The 15,785-nt window shown below is 71.9% G+C and carries 18 protein-coding genes; 11 read left to right on the top strand and 7 right to left on the bottom strand.

Annotated features, from left to right (window positions below):
• The first annotated feature begins 88 nt into the window (after positions 1-88).
• Genes ACN27A_RS12460 through ACN27A_RS12440 form a run of 5 tightly spaced genes read left to right on the top strand, consistent with a single transcriptional unit; the run spans position 89 to position 6,632 of the window.
• The gene (locus ACN27A_RS12460; protein WP_421452782.1) at positions 89-1,999 is read left to right on the top strand and encodes a hypothetical protein; all 1,911 of its coding nucleotides are present in this window, start codon (positions 89-91) and stop codon (positions 1,997-1,999) included.
• Positions 2,000-2,014: 15 nt separating this feature from the next.
• Complete coding sequence (locus ACN27A_RS12455) at positions 2,015-2,194, top strand: hypothetical protein (protein WP_421452780.1); 180 nt, start codon at positions 2,015-2,017, stop codon at positions 2,192-2,194.
• On the top strand, positions 2,191-2,400 hold the full coding sequence (locus tag ACN27A_RS12450; protein WP_421452777.1) for a hypothetical protein: 210 nt from the start codon (positions 2,191-2,193) through the stop codon (positions 2,398-2,400). The genes ACN27A_RS12455 and ACN27A_RS12450 overlap by 4 nt, the downstream gene beginning before the upstream one ends.
• A gap of 27 nt (positions 2,401-2,427) precedes the next feature.
• A complete protein-coding gene (locus ACN27A_RS12445; RefSeq protein WP_421452774.1) occupies positions 2,428-4,353 on the top strand; it encodes a hypothetical protein in 1,926 nt (641 codons plus the stop codon).
• A gap of 35 nt (positions 4,354-4,388) precedes the next feature.
• Positions 4,389-6,632 (top strand): hypothetical protein, encoded by a 2,244-nt coding sequence (locus ACN27A_RS12440; protein WP_421452772.1) that lies wholly within the window; start codon positions 4,389-4,391, stop codon positions 6,630-6,632.
• Here ACN27A_RS12440 and ACN27A_RS12435 read toward each other — a convergent pair.
• Positions 6,626-6,886, bottom strand: coding sequence for a hypothetical protein (locus ACN27A_RS12435; RefSeq protein ID WP_421452769.1), 261 nt, complete (start codon positions 6,884-6,886; stop codon positions 6,626-6,628). The two genes, ACN27A_RS12440 and ACN27A_RS12435, sit on opposite strands and share 7 nt — an antisense overlap.
• Before the next feature lie 63 nt (positions 6,887-6,949).
• On the opposite strand from ACN27A_RS12435, the gene ACN27A_RS12430 reads away from it, so the two are divergent.
• The 5 genes from ACN27A_RS12430 (at position 6,950) to ACN27A_RS12410 (ending at position 10,085) form a co-directional block, all read left to right on the top strand.
• Entirely contained in the window at positions 6,950-7,690 is a 741-nt protein-coding gene (locus ACN27A_RS12430) for a metal-dependent hydrolase (RefSeq protein ID WP_421452767.1), read from the top strand.
• A 125-nt stretch (positions 7,691-7,815) separates the two neighbouring features.
• Positions 7,816-9,021 carry a helix-turn-helix domain-containing protein gene (locus tag ACN27A_RS12425; RefSeq protein ID WP_421452764.1) on the top strand — a complete coding sequence of 402 codons (1,206 nt, stop codon included), beginning with the start codon at positions 7,816-7,818 and terminating at the stop codon, positions 9,019-9,021.
• A gap of 233 nt (positions 9,022-9,254) precedes the next feature.
• The gene (locus ACN27A_RS12420; RefSeq protein ID WP_421452761.1) at positions 9,255-9,437 is read left to right on the top strand and encodes a hypothetical protein; all 183 of its coding nucleotides are present in this window, start codon (positions 9,255-9,257) and stop codon (positions 9,435-9,437) included.
• Entirely contained in the window at positions 9,419-9,667 is a 249-nt protein-coding gene (locus ACN27A_RS12415) for a hypothetical protein (RefSeq protein ID WP_421452758.1), read from the top strand. Before ACN27A_RS12420 ends, ACN27A_RS12415 begins: the two co-directional genes overlap by 19 nt.
• A gap of 238 nt (positions 9,668-9,905) precedes the next feature.
• Positions 9,906-10,085, top strand: a complete 180-nt coding sequence (locus ACN27A_RS12410; RefSeq protein WP_421452756.1) for a hypothetical protein — start codon at positions 9,906-9,908, stop codon at positions 10,083-10,085.
• A 264-nt stretch (positions 10,086-10,349) separates the two neighbouring features.
• Here ACN27A_RS12410 and ACN27A_RS12405 read toward each other — a convergent pair whose 3' ends face one another.
• Positions 10,350-10,781: a hypothetical protein gene (locus ACN27A_RS12405; RefSeq protein ID WP_421452753.1), complete on the bottom strand. Its 432-nt coding sequence runs from the start codon at positions 10,779-10,781 to the stop codon at positions 10,350-10,352.
• 90 nt (positions 10,782-10,871) lie between these two features.
• Between ACN27A_RS12405 and ACN27A_RS12400 the strand changes: the two genes are divergently transcribed.
• A complete protein-coding gene (locus ACN27A_RS12400; RefSeq protein ID WP_421452751.1) occupies positions 10,872-11,249 on the top strand; it encodes a hypothetical protein in 378 nt (125 codons plus the stop codon).
• On the opposite strand, the gene ACN27A_RS12395 is transcribed toward ACN27A_RS12400, so the two are convergent.
• From ACN27A_RS12395 to ACN27A_RS12375, 5 genes are read right to left on the bottom strand one after another with little or no spacing between them, the layout of a single operon-like run.
• Entirely contained in the window at positions 11,246-11,650 is a 405-nt protein-coding gene (locus ACN27A_RS12395; protein ID WP_421452748.1) for a hypothetical protein, read from the bottom strand. The two genes, ACN27A_RS12400 and ACN27A_RS12395, sit on opposite strands and share 4 nt — an antisense overlap.
• Positions 11,651-11,691: 41 nt before the next feature.
• On the bottom strand, positions 11,692-12,111 hold the full coding sequence (locus ACN27A_RS12390; protein WP_421452745.1) for a hypothetical protein: 420 nt from the start codon (positions 12,109-12,111) through the stop codon (positions 11,692-11,694).
• Positions 12,112-12,161: 50 nt separating this feature from the next.
• Positions 12,162-13,112 carry a hypothetical protein gene (locus tag ACN27A_RS12385; RefSeq protein ID WP_421452743.1) on the bottom strand — a complete coding sequence of 317 codons (951 nt, stop codon included), beginning with the start codon at positions 13,110-13,112 and terminating at the stop codon, positions 12,162-12,164.
• A complete protein-coding gene (locus tag ACN27A_RS12380; protein ID WP_421452741.1) occupies positions 13,109-13,582 on the bottom strand; it encodes a hypothetical protein in 474 nt (157 codons plus the stop codon). The genes ACN27A_RS12385 and ACN27A_RS12380 overlap by 4 nt, the downstream gene beginning before the upstream one ends.
• 10 nt (positions 13,583-13,592) lie before the next feature.
• Positions 13,593-15,773, bottom strand: coding sequence for a hypothetical protein (locus ACN27A_RS12375; protein ID WP_421452738.1), 2,181 nt, complete (start codon positions 15,771-15,773; stop codon positions 13,593-13,595).
• Positions 15,774-15,785 lie beyond the last annotated feature (12 nt).

Genomic DNA, 15,785 nt, shown 5'->3' with positions numbered 1-15,785 from the left:
CGAAAACTCCGGAACTTGTGCCATCATAGTGCCACGACCAGCCAGATCAGGTCGAGAAGCGAACAGCCAAACCTGAGGAGGAGTGCCGGTGACTCAGACCGCGAACCGCGACGCGATGCCCGGTGGAGTGCCGGGCGGACAGCCCCCGCGCACCGCCACCTGGGCGGCCGACGCCTGGCACGCGGTCACCGGCTGGCTCGACGCCGTCCCCGGCTGGGCATGGCTCGCCCTCGCCGGCCTGCTCTTCGTCTGCCTGGTCGTCCTGCGGCACCGGCTCGACAAGGCAGTGAGCGTCACCCCACCGAAGACCGGCGACCGGCTCGGTGGACTGTTTGTCACCGCCGTCGCCCTCGCCGCCGGCCTGTGGGGCTGCATCCTCGCCGCATCCGGAACCAACCTGCTCAACTTCGGCCGTCACACGCTCGGATGGCACGGCGGGCACGAGTGGCTGATGATCGGCGGCGTTGACGGTATCGCTGTGGTGTTCGCGGTCCTGATGTTCGCCGCGGCCCGCGCCGGCCGCCCCACGCACCGCGCCTACCGAATCGTCTGGTCGTCCACCCTCCTGTCGGCCGGCATCGGCGTGTGGCAGGGATGGGACTCTGCCCACTCGCTCGCCGCCGCACTGGTGCTCGGCTACTTCGCAGTCGCCAGCATGGGCGTCCTGCACGAACTGCTCGACCTGTTCCGCGCCACCACCGAGCGCCAGGCGCCCCGCGTTCGGCCGCCGTTCGGTCTGCGCTGGGTCACCTACTTCCCCCACACCCTCTGCGCGGCGTTGGCGTGGGAGAACCACCCGCCCCGACCCCTGCCCGCTGATGCGACCGATGAGCAGGTCGCCTGGTACGGATCCATCCGGCACGCGTGCGCCCACCTGGAGACCGTCCGCCGCGCGAAGCGGGTCGCCCGCTACCGCATCGACGCCCCCGCCGGAGCCGCGCCGGCCGCCGGCTGGGCGCGGGTGTGGCCGTGGCTGCGCCTCCGGCAGCTCGACACCGCCATCGCCGACCAGCAGGTCAAGACCGCCGCTGTGCTCGCCGAGCACCAGGCCGACGCCGCCGCCAAACTCGACGCCGTCCGGGCCGAGGCGACCCGCCAGCTCGACGCCGCACACGCCAAGGTCGCTGACCTGACCCGCCAGCTCGCCGAAGCGAACGGCCTGTTCGAGACCGCGTCGGCGGAGCTGGACCAGGCGACCGCCGGACGGCAGGCCGCCGAGGCGCGGGCCGATGCCGCCGACCGTGCACGGGCCACCGCCGAAACCGCGGCTGACCGGACGCGACTCGACGCCGCAGGCCGGGTCGCCGCCGCCGAGCAGACCGCCGCCGACCGGGCCGCCCAGGTCGACCGCCTCACCCGGGAGCTGAACATTGCCCGGCAGGAGATTGGTCGGATCGGTCAGCAGCTCGCCGACGCCCGCGCCGCCACGGAGCGTGCCATCGCCGACGGGCGCCGCCAGCTCGCCGAGCAGGCCGACCGCCATGCCGCAGACCTGGCCGCTGTGGCGGACCGCCGCGCGCAGGAGTTGACCGCCACGACGCGGCGGCTCGTGGCGGAGAAGGACGCCGCCGTGGCGGATGCCCGCGCCGCCGCCGTGGCGGTCGTGCCAGTCCGCCACGAGCCCGCCACGGCGACCGCCCGTGGCGGTAGTACGGAAACCGCCACGCCGCCGGCCCCGGCCGCTCGTGGCGGTGACCCGGGGACCGCCACGCCGCCGGCCGACGCCGGCCGTGGCGGGTCGCAGGATCGGTCGCCGCGCGTCCCGCCGTGGAGCGCCCGGCAGGAGCAGGCGTTCAAGCTGCGCGACGCCAATCCGAAGAAGTGGACCTTCGCGGCAATCGCCGGGGAGGTCGGGCAAGCCGAGAGCAGCGTGCGCCGCTGGTTCAAGGACCGCGAGAAGTACGCCGCGAGTCCGGCCGCCGTCCCCACGACTCCCATCAAGGCCCCGAAGGAACCGGTCACCGCCGGCACCAACGGCACACCCATCCACACCCGCTGACCAGGAGGTACGACCATGGCAACCACTGACATCACCCCGCCGGGGCACCTGAGCCGGACCGAGATCCGCCGGGGGGTCCAGGCGCGGCTTCGGGCGAAGGCCCGCGCCCGACTGATCTCCGCGCTGACATCGTGGCCGGTGGGCATCGCCCTCGCGGTCGCCGCCGGCCTGGCCGCCGCGCAGGTGCTGCGATGAGCCTGCCGCTGTTCGGAGCAATCCTGCTCGTCGTCGTCGTCTTCCGTACCTGGGCGACCGGCGCGAAGTGGTACGACGCGCTGATCGCGATCCTGCTGGGCGTGGTCATCGCCAACGCCGGAGACGGCTTCCTGTCCACGTCGTTCGAATGGCTCGCCGACGCCATCCGCAACGGCTTCGGGTTCCTCGCGAAGCTGCTCAAGTAAGGAGTCACTGTGCGTATCGTCAAGCCCTTGACCCTGCTGCGCCGTCAACCCCTTGACGCGGGGGCTGACGAGGCCGCACAGCGCTCAGAGGGGGCTTCCCCTTCTTCGGTCAACCCCTTGACCAGTCAAGGGGTTGACCCGTCGCAGAGCGTGACACCGGCGGTAGTTGCGCCGGCGCCGACCACCCCCGTCGGGCCGCCCCCGGCCCCCGCCCCGGACGCCTCAGCTGTCCCCGCCGTCGAAACACCGAAGGCCAAGACCAGCACCGCCGGGCAGCCCCGCACCAAGCCCGTACACCCCCTCGTCGCGAAGGCGATGACCAAGCTGATGACGCCGCCGGTGCTCGTCACCGCCGGCCTGGTCGTCCTCGGCGCCGAGGTGCTGTTGCTGCTCGCCGCCGGCTGGCTGATCTGGCTGGTCGTCAACGTCGCCGTCGCGGGGTTCCTGTTCGGGGCGGCACTGAAGTGGCGGAAGGCGATCGTCGCCCGGCGGGCCGCAGCCCGGTCGGGTGGCCGCCAGGACCGGGCACGCGACGGCGGCCGTGGCGGACTGTTCGGGTGGCTGCGTGGCGGTCGGGCCGGCAGCCGTGGCGGTACCGGTGACGGTCGTGGCGGTGCTGGCGACGGCGCCCACGGCGGGTCGCGTGGTGGCCGTGGCGGTCTGCTCGGGCGGCTGCGTGGACTCGTCCCCGGCAGTCGTGGCGGTGCGCGCGGCGGCGGTGGCGACGCTCACGGTGGAGGCACCGGCGGCACGACCGGCGGCCGTGGCGGTCTCCTCGGCCGGCTCCGCAACCGCTTCGGCCGCCGCAAGGGCACAGCCGGCGGCAGCCACGGCGGCGGCGGCCATGGCGGCGGCGGGGCCGGCAGCCCCACCAGCGGCGCTCACCCCGGCGGACACGGCCGTCCGAGTGGCGGCGGAAACGGTGCTGGCGGCCGGCGTGGGTTCCGCATCCCAGGCTTGTCGCGCCTGTTCCGCCGCAACGGCGGGGCCGGTGGGGCAGGGCGCGGATCCGGCGGCGGGGGCGGGGGCGGGCCGAACACCCACGCGGCGCGCAGCGAGGGGCACAAGCCCACCCGGCGGGGGCGGCGTGGTGGTAAGGGCCGCAACGGCGACCCCAAGCAGCAGGGCGACAACAGCAGGAAGACGAAGCGGGACGGCGGCTTCTGGCAAAGCACGGCCAACAGCTTCAAACGGGGTCTGTACGGGCCCGACAAGCCCGACCCGGACCCGAACCCGGACCCGGCGGAGCGAAAGCCACGGCCACAACAGAAGCGACCGCCGCGGACCAAGCCGAGCAGCACCTTCGATGGGGCTGTCGATCTCTTGGAGCCCGGGAGATGTGCCAAGTGCGGCGGCCCGATCCTCGTGGGCGAGTTCGCCTACCCGACGAAAAGCGGTGGGCTGATCTGCCCCGGCTGCGGCCTGCAACCCGGGTTTCCCCGACCCTCGGCGCCGTCGCCGAAAGCCGCACCGACCGGCACCAACAACCGCAACGACAAGACCAACGCTCCGACCACCGGGGCGCAGCACGAAGGGAACACCACCATGGGCATCCGCCACGACGAGGACGGCAGCCTCTTCCGATTCGGCCAGAACCTCACCACCGTCGGCCCCGCGATCGGCGAGATCGCCAGCCAGCAGGGCCGCCACAAGACGATGATCGACGCCCTCGCGGAGGGCATCAAGAAGTTGGCCACCCACGGCGACACCGAGCAGCCCGCCAGCAAGGCGCTTGTGTCGTCGGTCGAGGTGCTGGCCCGCAAGATGGCCGCGTTCGCTCAGGAAGAGGAGGAGCGAATCGGCACGCTGCGGCAGTTGGAGGCCGAGGCCGACTTGCTGCGCGGTGAGTTCGACCGGGAGCACGAGGTCGACCAGGCCCGCCGGCATGGAGCCCGCGGCGGCGTGCACCGGGAGATGAAGGCCGACGTCGGTCGCGGCGTCCAGGACACCTGAGTCGACCGGTGAGTAGCAGCGGAAGGGGACAGAGCATGGAAAAGGAGCTGGTCCGGCGGGGAGGGGCACCATGGGTCGCCGCGTGGACGCTCGTCGTTCTCATCTTCGCCGGCTTGCTCCGTGAGGGCGTCGTGACCGGCGCTGTGGTGTGGGGATGGCTGATCGCCATCGTCGCCGGTGTACTGGCCGGCGGCGGTGCGGCGCTCATCGCACACGCCACCGGTCGCACGAAGACGATCATCCACCGAGGGGTGTCCGCTGTCCTGGCGGGCACGTGGACGGCGTACGTTGCGGCGGCCGGCTGGTCGTGGACAGCGGTGATCGTCCTCGCGTTCGGCGCAGGGGGCGCGCTGATCTGTGAATGGCTGTGGGCCCCACCCATCTACCGGCTCCTCGGCAAGCAGCAGGCGCAGGTCGAGCAGTCCCACGACGGCGACCAACGGCCCGCCCGGGTGCGGTCCTGGGAGGCAGTGCTTCGTGCCACGTTCAAGCAGCCGGTCGTCGTGCACGACGTGCGGCCGTGGAACAACGCGGGCGACGGTGAGCAGGTCGTCGTGGAGTTGGCCGGGGAGCTGACAATCGATTCGGTGATCGGGGCGTGCCGGACGATCGCGACGAAGGCGAAGCTGCCGCCGAACTGTGCGGTGGAGGTTGTCGGGTTCGGCGACCACCAGGGCATCGTCGTCTTGGACGCGATGCTGCGTGACTGCCTCGCCGGCTACCGGGAGGCTGTGGAGGACGTCACCCCGTCGTCCATCTACGATCCCATGCCGCTGTCCCGTACGGCGCGCGGCGAGGACGTGGAGGTGACGCTGCGGGAGAAGTCGATGCTGCTCGGCGGCATGCCGGGTGCGGGTAAGACCACGCTCCTGCACCGGATGATCATGCGGATGGCCCGGTGGGTGGACGCACTGATCTGGGTGGTCGACCTCAACGGCGGCGGCGTGGCGTGGCCGTGGGTCGAGGCGTGGGCGCGCGGCGACGCGCCGAAGCCGACGATCGACTGGGTCGCCACGGACGAGGAATCGGCGGCGGTGATGCTGGCCGTCGCGCGGGCCATCGCGAAAGACCGGAAGATCAACCCTGAGGCGCGGAGGCGCCGCAAGGCGAAGAACACCACCGTCCTGCCGGTCGATAAGGACCTGCCTGCGATCGTCATCGTCACCGATGAGGGCGCGGAAGTCGCACAGGCCGCTGGGCTGCTCGGACTGCTCGTGAAGCAGGGCGTGACCCGCATCGCGCAGATCGCCCGCGCCGAGGGCATCCGCGTGGTCATGTCGATCCTGCGGGGCACCGCCGACACCGTCGACCGGTCGCTGAAGGTCGCCGTCGCGGTGATGTGCTGCATGCGGATGATCCTGCCGGAGGAGTACGGGCACGTCCTCGGCGTCGACCCCAAGATCAAGGGCGCGATGCCCAACGGGTACATGTTCGTACACAGGCCGGAGCAGGACCCGGCGCCGATCCGCACGAAGACCGACGACGTGACCCTCGCGACGATCGACGCGCACTCAATCGCCACCGCGCACCTTCGCCCCGACCTCGACGAGCGGGCAAAGAAGGTCGCCGCGCGCATCACCATCAGCGACGTCCTCGACGGCCGGGACCCCCGGGACTTCCCCGACCTCGCCCGGCATCCGATCATGCAGGACGTGGACGCAGGCCGGGCGTACTCGGGCCGCTGGGACCGCCAAGCGCACCAGCTCGCCGAGCTGCGCGGCGAGGACGTGCCGGAGTTCGAGGACGAGCCGCAGCGGGTGACCGTCGCGGCGCAGCCGACGGTCGCCCCGCCCGGGTCGGTGTTGGAGAAGTTCCTGGTTGGCACGAACGTCCGCACCGACCGCGAGCAGGTGAAGCCGGCCGAACCGGCGCCCGTGGCCGCGCCGGTGGCGGACGGGCCGGTGGCGGTGCCGGCGCAGCGGCCGAGCGGCGACGACGACGCGTTCACCGCGCTCACCGCCCCGGCGCACTTCGCCGTCGATGCCGACGATCCGGTCCGGCCCTCCACGGACGCACCGCAGGCCGGCGCTGACCTGGTGCCGCTGGCGACGGCCGAGGGCCACGCCACCAGCGCACGAGAGCTGATCCGGCTGGCGCTGCGGCAGGAGGGCACCTGGCTCACCGCCGCCGACATTCGCAAGCGCATCCGCGCGGCGACCGGCATCGAGGTTACGAAGCAGCGCGCCGACCAAGTCCTTGACCGGCTGGTCGAGCTGGGTGAGGTGGCAAAGGACGACAGCGCCGCGAAGGGCCCCTACTACCGGCTCACCGGTCAGTAGGAGGCGGTCGCGTTGAGCAGCGCAGCGAGGGCGCTACCCGGCTCCGGCTTCACGGCCGGGCGGGTGGCGTCCTCCGCGTTTCGCGGCGAGGGCACGGTGCCGGCACGGAGCGCGTTGATACGCCGCCCCTCGGCCAGGCCCTCATCGAACGCATTGCCGAGGTCGACGGGGTCGACGCCGCAGGTGACAGCCTGGATCACGGCGTCACGCAGACGCCGGAGCCGCATGTCGCGGTCGTTCTCGCCGAAGCTCATATCGACAGAATGCCAGATGGGTGTGACATTCCGTAGTAGCAGGCTTCCGTTCGGGGTGTTGTCGTGCTAGGGCGCACCCACGTTCTCAGTGCGGTGACCGGCTGGGTGGCGGGCTGCGCGACCGCGACCGCCGCCGGCTGGCCCTCGGATCCGACCGTCATTGCGGTCGGCGGGGTGGTGGCCGCTGGCTGCGCACTGCTACCCGACATCGACCACCCGGAGGCCACGATCTCGACCAGCCTTGGCCCTATCACCGGCGCCCTGGCGGCGGGGATCGGCTGGCTGGCGGGACGGACGCGCGGCTGGACGTGCCGGCACTGCGCCGCCGGGCCGGCGCGCGGCGGGCACCGGGCGGTCACCCACACCGGCCTGTTCGCGGTGCTGGCTGGCGTGGTGCTCTCGGTGGCGGCCTGGCGGTGGCCGGCGGTCGGCCCGGTGGTCGTGTGGCTGGCGACCGCCCTCACCGGTCGAGCGATGCTGCCGCGCCGTCGGCGCCGCAACCTGGCGGTCGCCGGCTACGCCACCCTGGTCACCGCCCTCGCGGCGACCACAGCCGGGCCGGGATGGTGGTGGATCGGCCTGCCGATGGCGTGGGGCACCCTCGCGCACAGCCTCGGCGATGCGGCCACCCTGTCCGGTTCGCCACTGCTGTGGCCGATCCGGGTGCGGGGCTGCCGGTGGACACCCGTGGGCACACCGCGGTGGCTGCGGTTCCGTACCGGCCGGGTGGGGGAGCGGCGGGTGTGGTGGGCGCTGCTGGCCGTGTGCGCCGGTGCGGGGGCGTACCTGCTCGCGGCGACGTGACAGCGGCAGCGATAAGGGGGAGTCGGGCGTGCGGGCCCGGCTCCCCCTTCGGCGTCTAGCGTACCGGCGTCCACGATGGCGAGTACCGTCGACAGTGGCAGTCGAGCCTCGTGCGGGAGGTCACCATGGACCCTGTCACCGACCCCATGCCCCCCGGTGCCCGGATCAAGCTGTACCGAAAGCGCCGAGGGCTCACCCAGGACGTCTGCGCCCAACTGAAAGGGTGCTCGATCGGGGCGTGGCGGAAGTGGGAGAGCGGCGAACGATCAGTCAACTCCCTCGCCGACTGGATCGAGATCGCCCGGATCCTCAACGTCCGGGACCTGCACCGGCTCACCGGGCAGCCCCTCGGCGTGATGCCCGACGACCCCGCCGAGCACGAGTCGGTGCGCCCGCTACGGGCGGCGATCACCGCGTACGCGCCGGCCGTCGACCAGGCCCCGCAACTCGACGAGTTGCGGGCGGCCGTCCGCTTGGCCTGGACCGGCTGGTACCAGTCGCGACAGCGGTACACGTACACGGCGCCCGTACTGCCCGACCTGGTGCACGCCGCTCGTGCCACGGTCGCCACCCTCGACGGCAACGAGCGGCGCGACGCGCAGCGCGCCACCGCCGACTTGTACCTGCTCGTGCGGGCCTACGCCAAGCGGCTCGGCGCGAACGACATTGCGGTCATCGCCGCCGACCGGGCACTCAACGCCTCCTACGAGGCCGACGACCCGGCGTACCGGGCCGCCAGCGCGTGGAACATGGGGCAGGTGCTTTCCAACCGGGGTCACACCGAGGAGTCGGTGGACCTGTGCCAGCAGGCCATCGCCGACCTGCAACGCACCGCCGGCACCGACCCGGTGCGCTTGTCGGTGCTCGGTGGCCTGCACCTGCTCCTGTCGATCCAGTACGCGCGGCTACGCGACGAACGGCGCACCCTCGACATCCTCGACCGGGCCGACGAGCTGGCCCGCCGCACCGGCGAGACTGAGCACCACTTCATCTTCTTCGGGCCGACGAACGTGCAGATCCACCGCGCCGCTGCCGTGCTGGAGCTCTCCCGCCCCGCCGAGGCGCTGCGAATCGGCGAGCGCGTCGACGTGGACCGGTCGCCGTCGATCGAGCGCCGGCACTCCCACCTCACCCACCTGGCGCGGGCGTACGCGACGAAGCGGGAAGACCTTGCGGCGATCACGATGCTGCTGCGCGCTGACCGGGAGTCGCCGGAGGAGTCCGCGCTGAACCTGCTGATGCGTTCGACGGTGCGGGAGCTGCTGACTCGGGAGACGCCGACGACCCGGCCGGATCTGCGGGTGTTGGCGGACCGAGTCGGCGTCGTCTGAGAGTGCCCCGCTGCGGGGTAGTGGCCCGCAGCGTCGCGGGTTCGTGGTAGTTGCGCGCTTACGGTCGGTGCCTGGCCGGTTGGTGCTGTTCCCCCGTGTGGCACCTGCCGGTCTGGGACGGCGGCGAGTCGGCGTGTTCCCCCGACGACGCGGCGAGCCGGCATCGCCGTCGTCCCACCCCCCAGCTCAGGGCGTGGGCCCGGCGCTCTCGCCGACATCGGAGGCGACAGCGTATGCCCTGGCCCTTCAGGCGCCGGCCACAGCCGCACGACGAGCCGATTGACGCCACCGGCCCCGCTACGCAGTACCCGACCCGCTCGGGCGGGCTGGACGCGTCCACCACCGACCAGGGCCAGGATCCCGAGCAGGAGCGTGAGGTCAACCGGCTCATCGACCCGTGGACCGGCGACCGATGAGCGCCGCCGCCGTCCTCGACGAGCACCAGCTCGCACCGTCGTGGGACTGCCATACCTGCGGTCAGCCGTGGCCATGCCCGCCGGCACAGACCCGCCTCGCCGAGGACTACCAGAACAACCGCGTCGGGTTGCGGGTGTACGGCGCGGGTCTGTACGCAGCGGCGCTTGCCGCCCGCCCCGAGGACGATGCAGGTGAGCTGTACGAACGGATCCTCGGGTGGATGCCGTAGCGGGTGCCCTTGCCGTGTCGCGGTGCCTCGGCTGCGCCGACACGGTGCTGCCGACCTCCAAGCACCTGTGCGGCGGGGTCGCCATCGAGCAGCACGGCTGGCGGTGTGGGTGCCCGTTGCCGGAGTGCGTCTCCGCACAACGCGGCACCAGCCCGGGAGACCAGCCGGCCAGGAAACCGGCGACTGTGAAGCCCCGGAAGCGGAAGGCACCCAGACCGTGACGGTGGAGCAAGGGGTCGTGCAAGTCCGCGCGAGACTGACCCTGTCCGCGAAGTTCATCATCGACGACCACTGGCCGGCCCCGGACCGCTGCCCGATCTGCCAGGTGGCGTTCTGCACGGCGCGGGCGAACGCCGTCGCCTACCTGGAAATCGTCGGCGAACCGCCGTACGTGCCGCCGGTCAGGGCGGCGGCATGAGCGCCTGGTGTGCGAGCTGCGCCGAAGCCGCCGGGGTGGGCCTCCCACATGACTGTGCCGGCATGACCGGTGGCGGCCTGCCGGAGACGCCGCCCGAGCGGTGCGTCTGCCCTGCCGTGCACCTGGCCGCCCCCATCGCCTCGCCACCGCCGCCGCGTCGGCCCCACCGGCGGCGTTCCTCCGGGCCCCAGTAGGAACGACGAAAGCGCCCGCCCTCCACTCGGGAGGGCGGGCGCTTCGGCTGGGTCGGGCAGTGGGAGTTGGTCAGGCGAGACGGGTCGTCGGCCGGACGTCGGCCTCGCGGATGTCGCCGGCCACCACGACACCGTCGATGGTGCGCGGGTCGGACTTCGGCGTCGACTGCGGGCGGATCACCAGCAGCGTCATCAGCGCCACCGACGCGGCCGTGATCGAGCCGACCTGCTCCTGGTTCAGCTCGAACCCGAACGCGGCGGCCAGGGTGGCGGAGGTGCTGATCAGGCCCACGAACACGGTCGGGGCGATCGGGCGAACCTTGAACGCCACCCACGTTGCGGCGGCAGCGGCCAGAACCGCTTCGACCGCGCCGGCCTGCTTGGCGTTCAGGAAGTCGGCGCCGAACGCGACGAACAGGGCCAGCAGCGTAGCGGCGGCGCCGATGATCGTGGCCGGTTCGCGGCCGAGGATGAGGCCCTTCGCGGGCAGGTTGTTGGACATGACCCCTCCTGGGGGTGTGCGGGACTCAGGAAGAAGCCCGGCCCCGTGAGCAGCGGCCGGGCTGGTTGAGGGGCGGGTACGCTGCCCGGCATGGCGGAGGCGGGGCAGGTCAACTGGGGGCGCATCCGGGCGCGGCCCGGCCAGTACGCCTGCCCGGTGCACGGGATCGTCAGCCCGTGGCAGCAGGTGGTGCCGGCGTGCCGGGACTGTGGCCGGGCCGCCCACCGGGCGGTCGCCGGCCCCAACGGCACGGTCGTGTGGCAGGAGGCCATCCCGGCGACGTGCGCCGGGCCCGACCGGCATCCCCTGAAGGCGGGGGCGGTATCTCTCGGGTCGCAGGCGTGCTCGTGCACCCCGGCCGGCGTGCACCGCACCTGGACGTGCAGGCAGTGCGGGGACGCGCAGATGTGGCCCCCGCACCAGGAAGCCGACGCCGACCCGTACTTTGGGCCCGGCTCCCGGGGTTAGCCCGGGTGCCGGCCGTTGGTGTGATGTTCGGCGGACACCATCAGCCGTAGCCGCGCCAGCGCGGCCTCCGGGTCAGGGGTGCCCGACGTGGCGAGCACCGCATTGCGCCACTGCCACAGCAGCGACGTCAACTCCCGGAACGCGGTACGCAGGTCACCGAGTTCGGCGTTCGCCGCCTCGGCCTGCTGCCGGGCACCGGCGATCTCCCTGCGCGCTCCCGCCACCTCCGCCTCCAACTCGTTGACTCGGCCGCGTAGGGGCTCGACGAGGGTGAGGGCGGTGTCGGTGATGACGTCCGCCGCATCCGCCCGGATCTTGCGGCGCTGCAAGAGGGTCGCGGCGAGCGCCGCGATGCCCCCGGCTCCGCCGAGTAGCCCGATGACGGTGATGAGGGTTTGCACCCAGGAGCCTCCGGCTGCCGGCGGCGCGTCGGCAGCCCAGATCATCGGTTGTCCCCCTCCATGAGCAGCGGCACATCGGCTGTGCGGCCGTTTTGGGCGGCGCGGCCGACCCGGCGTAGGTCACGGAGCACCTGGACGGCACGCGCCCAGGACGCGACCGCGACGGCGACCACGAACGCCCCTGCGGCGATCGCGGCCATGCCGGAGACGACGTACAGGGCGACGCCGTACATGGCGGTGACGGTGCCAAGGAGAATCATGCCGATCAGCTCGACACCCATCGACGTCGACAGAGTCCCGGACCAGCAGATACCCACCAGCCCGACGACCCCTGCCACGACCAGTCCCACCTCCCACAGCGTTTGCACGGTGGCGGGCATCGCGGCGGTGACGGAGGCGGGACGCCGGTCGGTGGCGACGAGGGCAACACCGCAGGCGACCGCGGCGACCAGGACGGCCACCTCGAACGGGTGCCGACCGGACGCGATCTGCACCGGCCGGAACGGACACATCAGGCGGCCAGTCGGCGGGCCAGCTCGTCAACGAGCAGGCGGGCCTGCTCGGCGGGCAGCGCGGCAGCGATCCGCTCGGCCATCGTTGCCGGGTCCAGGCCGGCGAGGACCCCGGCGATGATGGCCGGCTCGTCGACGAAGTCTCGGCCGGCGAGCTGCGTCAGGCTCGCGGCGAGGGCCGGTGAGGTCTGCGCGGCGGCAACGAGCAGCGCCAGCGGCGACCCGGCGGCCGGCGGCGCGATGAGACCTCGCGTGCCGACGGGCGAGATCAGCCAGTTCCGCAGGTTCTCCAGGTCGGCGAGAATGTCGTCCACGGTGCGGTTCGGGTTGCCGGTGTCCCGCTTGATCTTGTCGGTGAGTTCCATCGTCGGTTCCTTCGGCGGTACGGGGTCGGGTGCGGGCGCGGTCGCGGGCGGGGCGATCAGCCCGATGGACGTGAGGTAGCGGCGGAACAGCGGCGTCTGGTCCCGGTTCGCCTTGATCGAGTCGCGGAAGAAACTGATGTGGGTGTGCCACAGGTGTGAGTTGTCCCCGCTGGTCCGCTTGCGCAGGCGGTCCCACCGCCGGACGACCTTGCCGTCCGGGGAGTAGATGATCTCCCGGATGTCGCGGCTGTCCGGGGTGCCCGCGACGCACTGCGCGACGCACCAGGTGGAGAAGCTGCGCAGGTCGTGCGTACGACCACCGGAACGCACCTTGAACTGCCCGACGTCCAGGGCGGAGGCATCGAGGGTCAAGCCAACCGAGTCCCGAGGCGACTCGATCACCGAGTAGTCGCGGGCCACCACACGGTTGGAGCCGCAGTGGTAGCCGCCCCGGTGGGCGGCGTCGCCGACGATGCCGACTTCGGCGGGTTCGAGATCCTGGTCGCGGACGGTGTCGGAGTCGACGTTGAGGTGGTCGAGCAGCAGGCGGCGGACGGCCATCAGGTTGGCCGGGGCGCGAGTCACCACGCCACCCGGTACGTGCCGTTGAACGAGACGCTGTGTCCGGCGGCGAACGTCACCGGCGCCGTCGGGCTCCAAGCCGTCAGGTTCTCGCTGGTCGAGTTGTCCCGGTACAGGGTGACGAACGACGCCGGAGTGCTGGACGTGTTCGCCCAGCCCACGAACCGGTAGAGAGCCCCGCCGAACAGGCCCACTCCCTGAATCAGCGGGTCGGGTCCGCCGGCAACCGCATCCACCGGCAGATTCAGCCGGTACGTGCCCGACCCGAAACTGGTCGTGGTGCCGGGACGGATCACGACAGCGATCTCCACCACGCTCGGATCGAGGTAGCGCCACCGACCCGCCACGGATCCGTTGCCGATGCTTGGGTTCGTGGTCGTTGCCGACCACCCCGGCCCGTAGCTACTCCACGGCGGCGGGTTCAGCTTGGCGGGTGGGAGCCGGGAACCGGCGGCGATGATCGGGTACGTCACGAATCCTCCTTCACAATGCGGCCACCGCGGGCAGGGCCACGTCGATGCTGGTGCCGGCCGGCCACGCCCGTTGGGCACCGTGCAGGCCGCGGGCGGCGACGGCGGCTACCCACGGGCTGCTGGTGCCGGTGATCGCGGATAGGCGTACGTGTTCGCCGCCGACCACAACGTCCAGCGGGAAGTCGGCCGGGTCAGTGGTCCACGGCTCGTCCGATGGGCTCGCAATGATCAGCGTGGTTGCGGTGGCGCTGATCGGGGAGGCGAGTGTGGACGAGTCCGCTGGGGCTCGCCGGGTGCCGCCGGCCACCGCGACATCCCATGGCGTGGCCGGCGCCTGGACGATCTGCACCGACCAGGACCGAGGGCTGATCGTCTCGGTCCATCCCTCAACCAGGCGGTCGATGGGGCCTGGCGGGTGTTGCGCTGGTGGGTTGGTCCACACGATGCGCGACCCGATGCCGCACGTCAGCCAGCCGGCCGCCAGCCCGGGGTTGGCCGTCAGGTCGAGCGGCATCGCCGCCTCGCGGAGCTCCATCCGCGAATCCAGGTGGACCCGCCAACTGGCCTGGTCGGGTAGCTGCTCGTCGGAGGCAACGTTCAGCTCGATGCTGTCGTCGTATACGCCGCGCCGCTGGCTGGCTGGGTCGGAGGCGACGGCGAAGGAGCCATCTTTGCGTTCGGCGGTCCACTCGTTGCGGAGCTGCTGGTCGTCGTAGGTGGGTGTCAGCACGTCTCGGTTGTTGGCGGACACCCGGTAGGTCGCCAAGTCGACGGTGAGGGCGACAGGAGCGTTGTAGCGTGCCGACCTTGGCAGGTAGCCCAGCCCGAACCCGGACTCGTGCAGGACGCCTCCGTCGACGTCTTCGCATTCCCGGTACAGGTCGAGGCGGTTGCCGGGTCCCTGCCAGCCCATGCGGGACAGACTGTCTGCGTCGACCGGCGCCATGTCGAGGGTGATGCCGTCCTCGGCTACCAGCCGCGCCAGGCGGCCGGTAGCCGACTCCAGGTTGAACGAGCGGCGCGCTTCCGCGACGAACGTGCCGTCGCTCTCCTGCACGCTGATGGTGCGGATCGGAATCGGTGCGACCGCCCACACGGCAATGTGCCCGGCAGGCATCTCGGCGTTCGACCTCGTAGAGGTGGCGTTGATGGTCACAGCGGTGACCCCGCCGAGCGACCCCGCGAACGAGGTCGTGAGGGGGGCGAGGAGCCCGATGTCGAGCCACAGGGTGACGATGCCGCCGGACCGCGACGCAGCGACGGCATAGTGGCTGAACGCTGCCGTCGCCGACCCGTGATCGATGAGCGTGGTAGCGGCGCCGTTCGGCGTGTACGCCACGACCTGTGTGCGGGACGTGGTCGTGACCCGGATCTGCCATCGGGTGTAGGTGCCGGCGGTGGTGGTCCATTCGGCAACTACTACGTCGCCGGACAGCGTCGACAGGATGGCAGTGTCCATCGCGACGTGCACAGTCCAGGACCCGGCAGAGGTAGCGGACACGGCCGCGTCAGGCAGCCGCGCGGAGAGTTGACCACCAGCACCCAGATCGGCGAGGGCCGTCGTGCCGAACCGGATCGTGTTCCCGGCGAACGTGACGTAATCCTCGACTGGCTTGAACTCGACGGAACCGGTCACCCTCAGCGGCGATGAGCCGGTGACGCTGGCCCCGGCCTGCGACGCAGCCCGGCCATCCTCGGCAGGCCAGTACGCCACCGGCCCGGACGCCTCAATGGCGCGGCGCATCGCCGACTTCGCCGGCTGTGCGCCCTGCTGAAAGCGACGCAGAATCCCGGACGCGGTGACCCTCACCGTCGACGTCATCTGCTTGACCCCGCTGACCGGCAGGTAGGTGGGCTCCCACTGGTCGGCGTACCCGCCGAACCGTTCGTGCCATACGCCGGCCCACTGCACACTCACCCGCAGCGGCGTGCCCATCTCCACGTCAGGCCAGTACGGAGACAGCGGATGCCGCGGGGTGAGGGCCGCGTCGTCGTTGGCGAGTGCCACCGCGCACGACCCCGGAGACGTCTGTCGTGAGCCAGCGGCCTTGCCGGTTCTCATCGTGATCGGGGAGGCAAGCAGCCGCCCCGACAGGTCGGTCCACACCCACGTTGCGGGGTTGGCAGTCAGGTCCGCACCGAACGCTGCTTCGACCTTGACCGGCAGTTCACCATCGTCAGGCCATGCCACAGGTCACACCTC

It is taken from the genome of Micromonospora sp. WMMD737 (genome assembly GCF_049179055.1).
In the GTDB taxonomy this organism is placed as follows: domain Bacteria; phylum Actinomycetota; class Actinomycetes; order Mycobacteriales; family Micromonosporaceae; genus Micromonospora; species Micromonospora reichwaldensis.
This window is presented reverse-complemented; position numbering and strand designations above follow the sequence as displayed.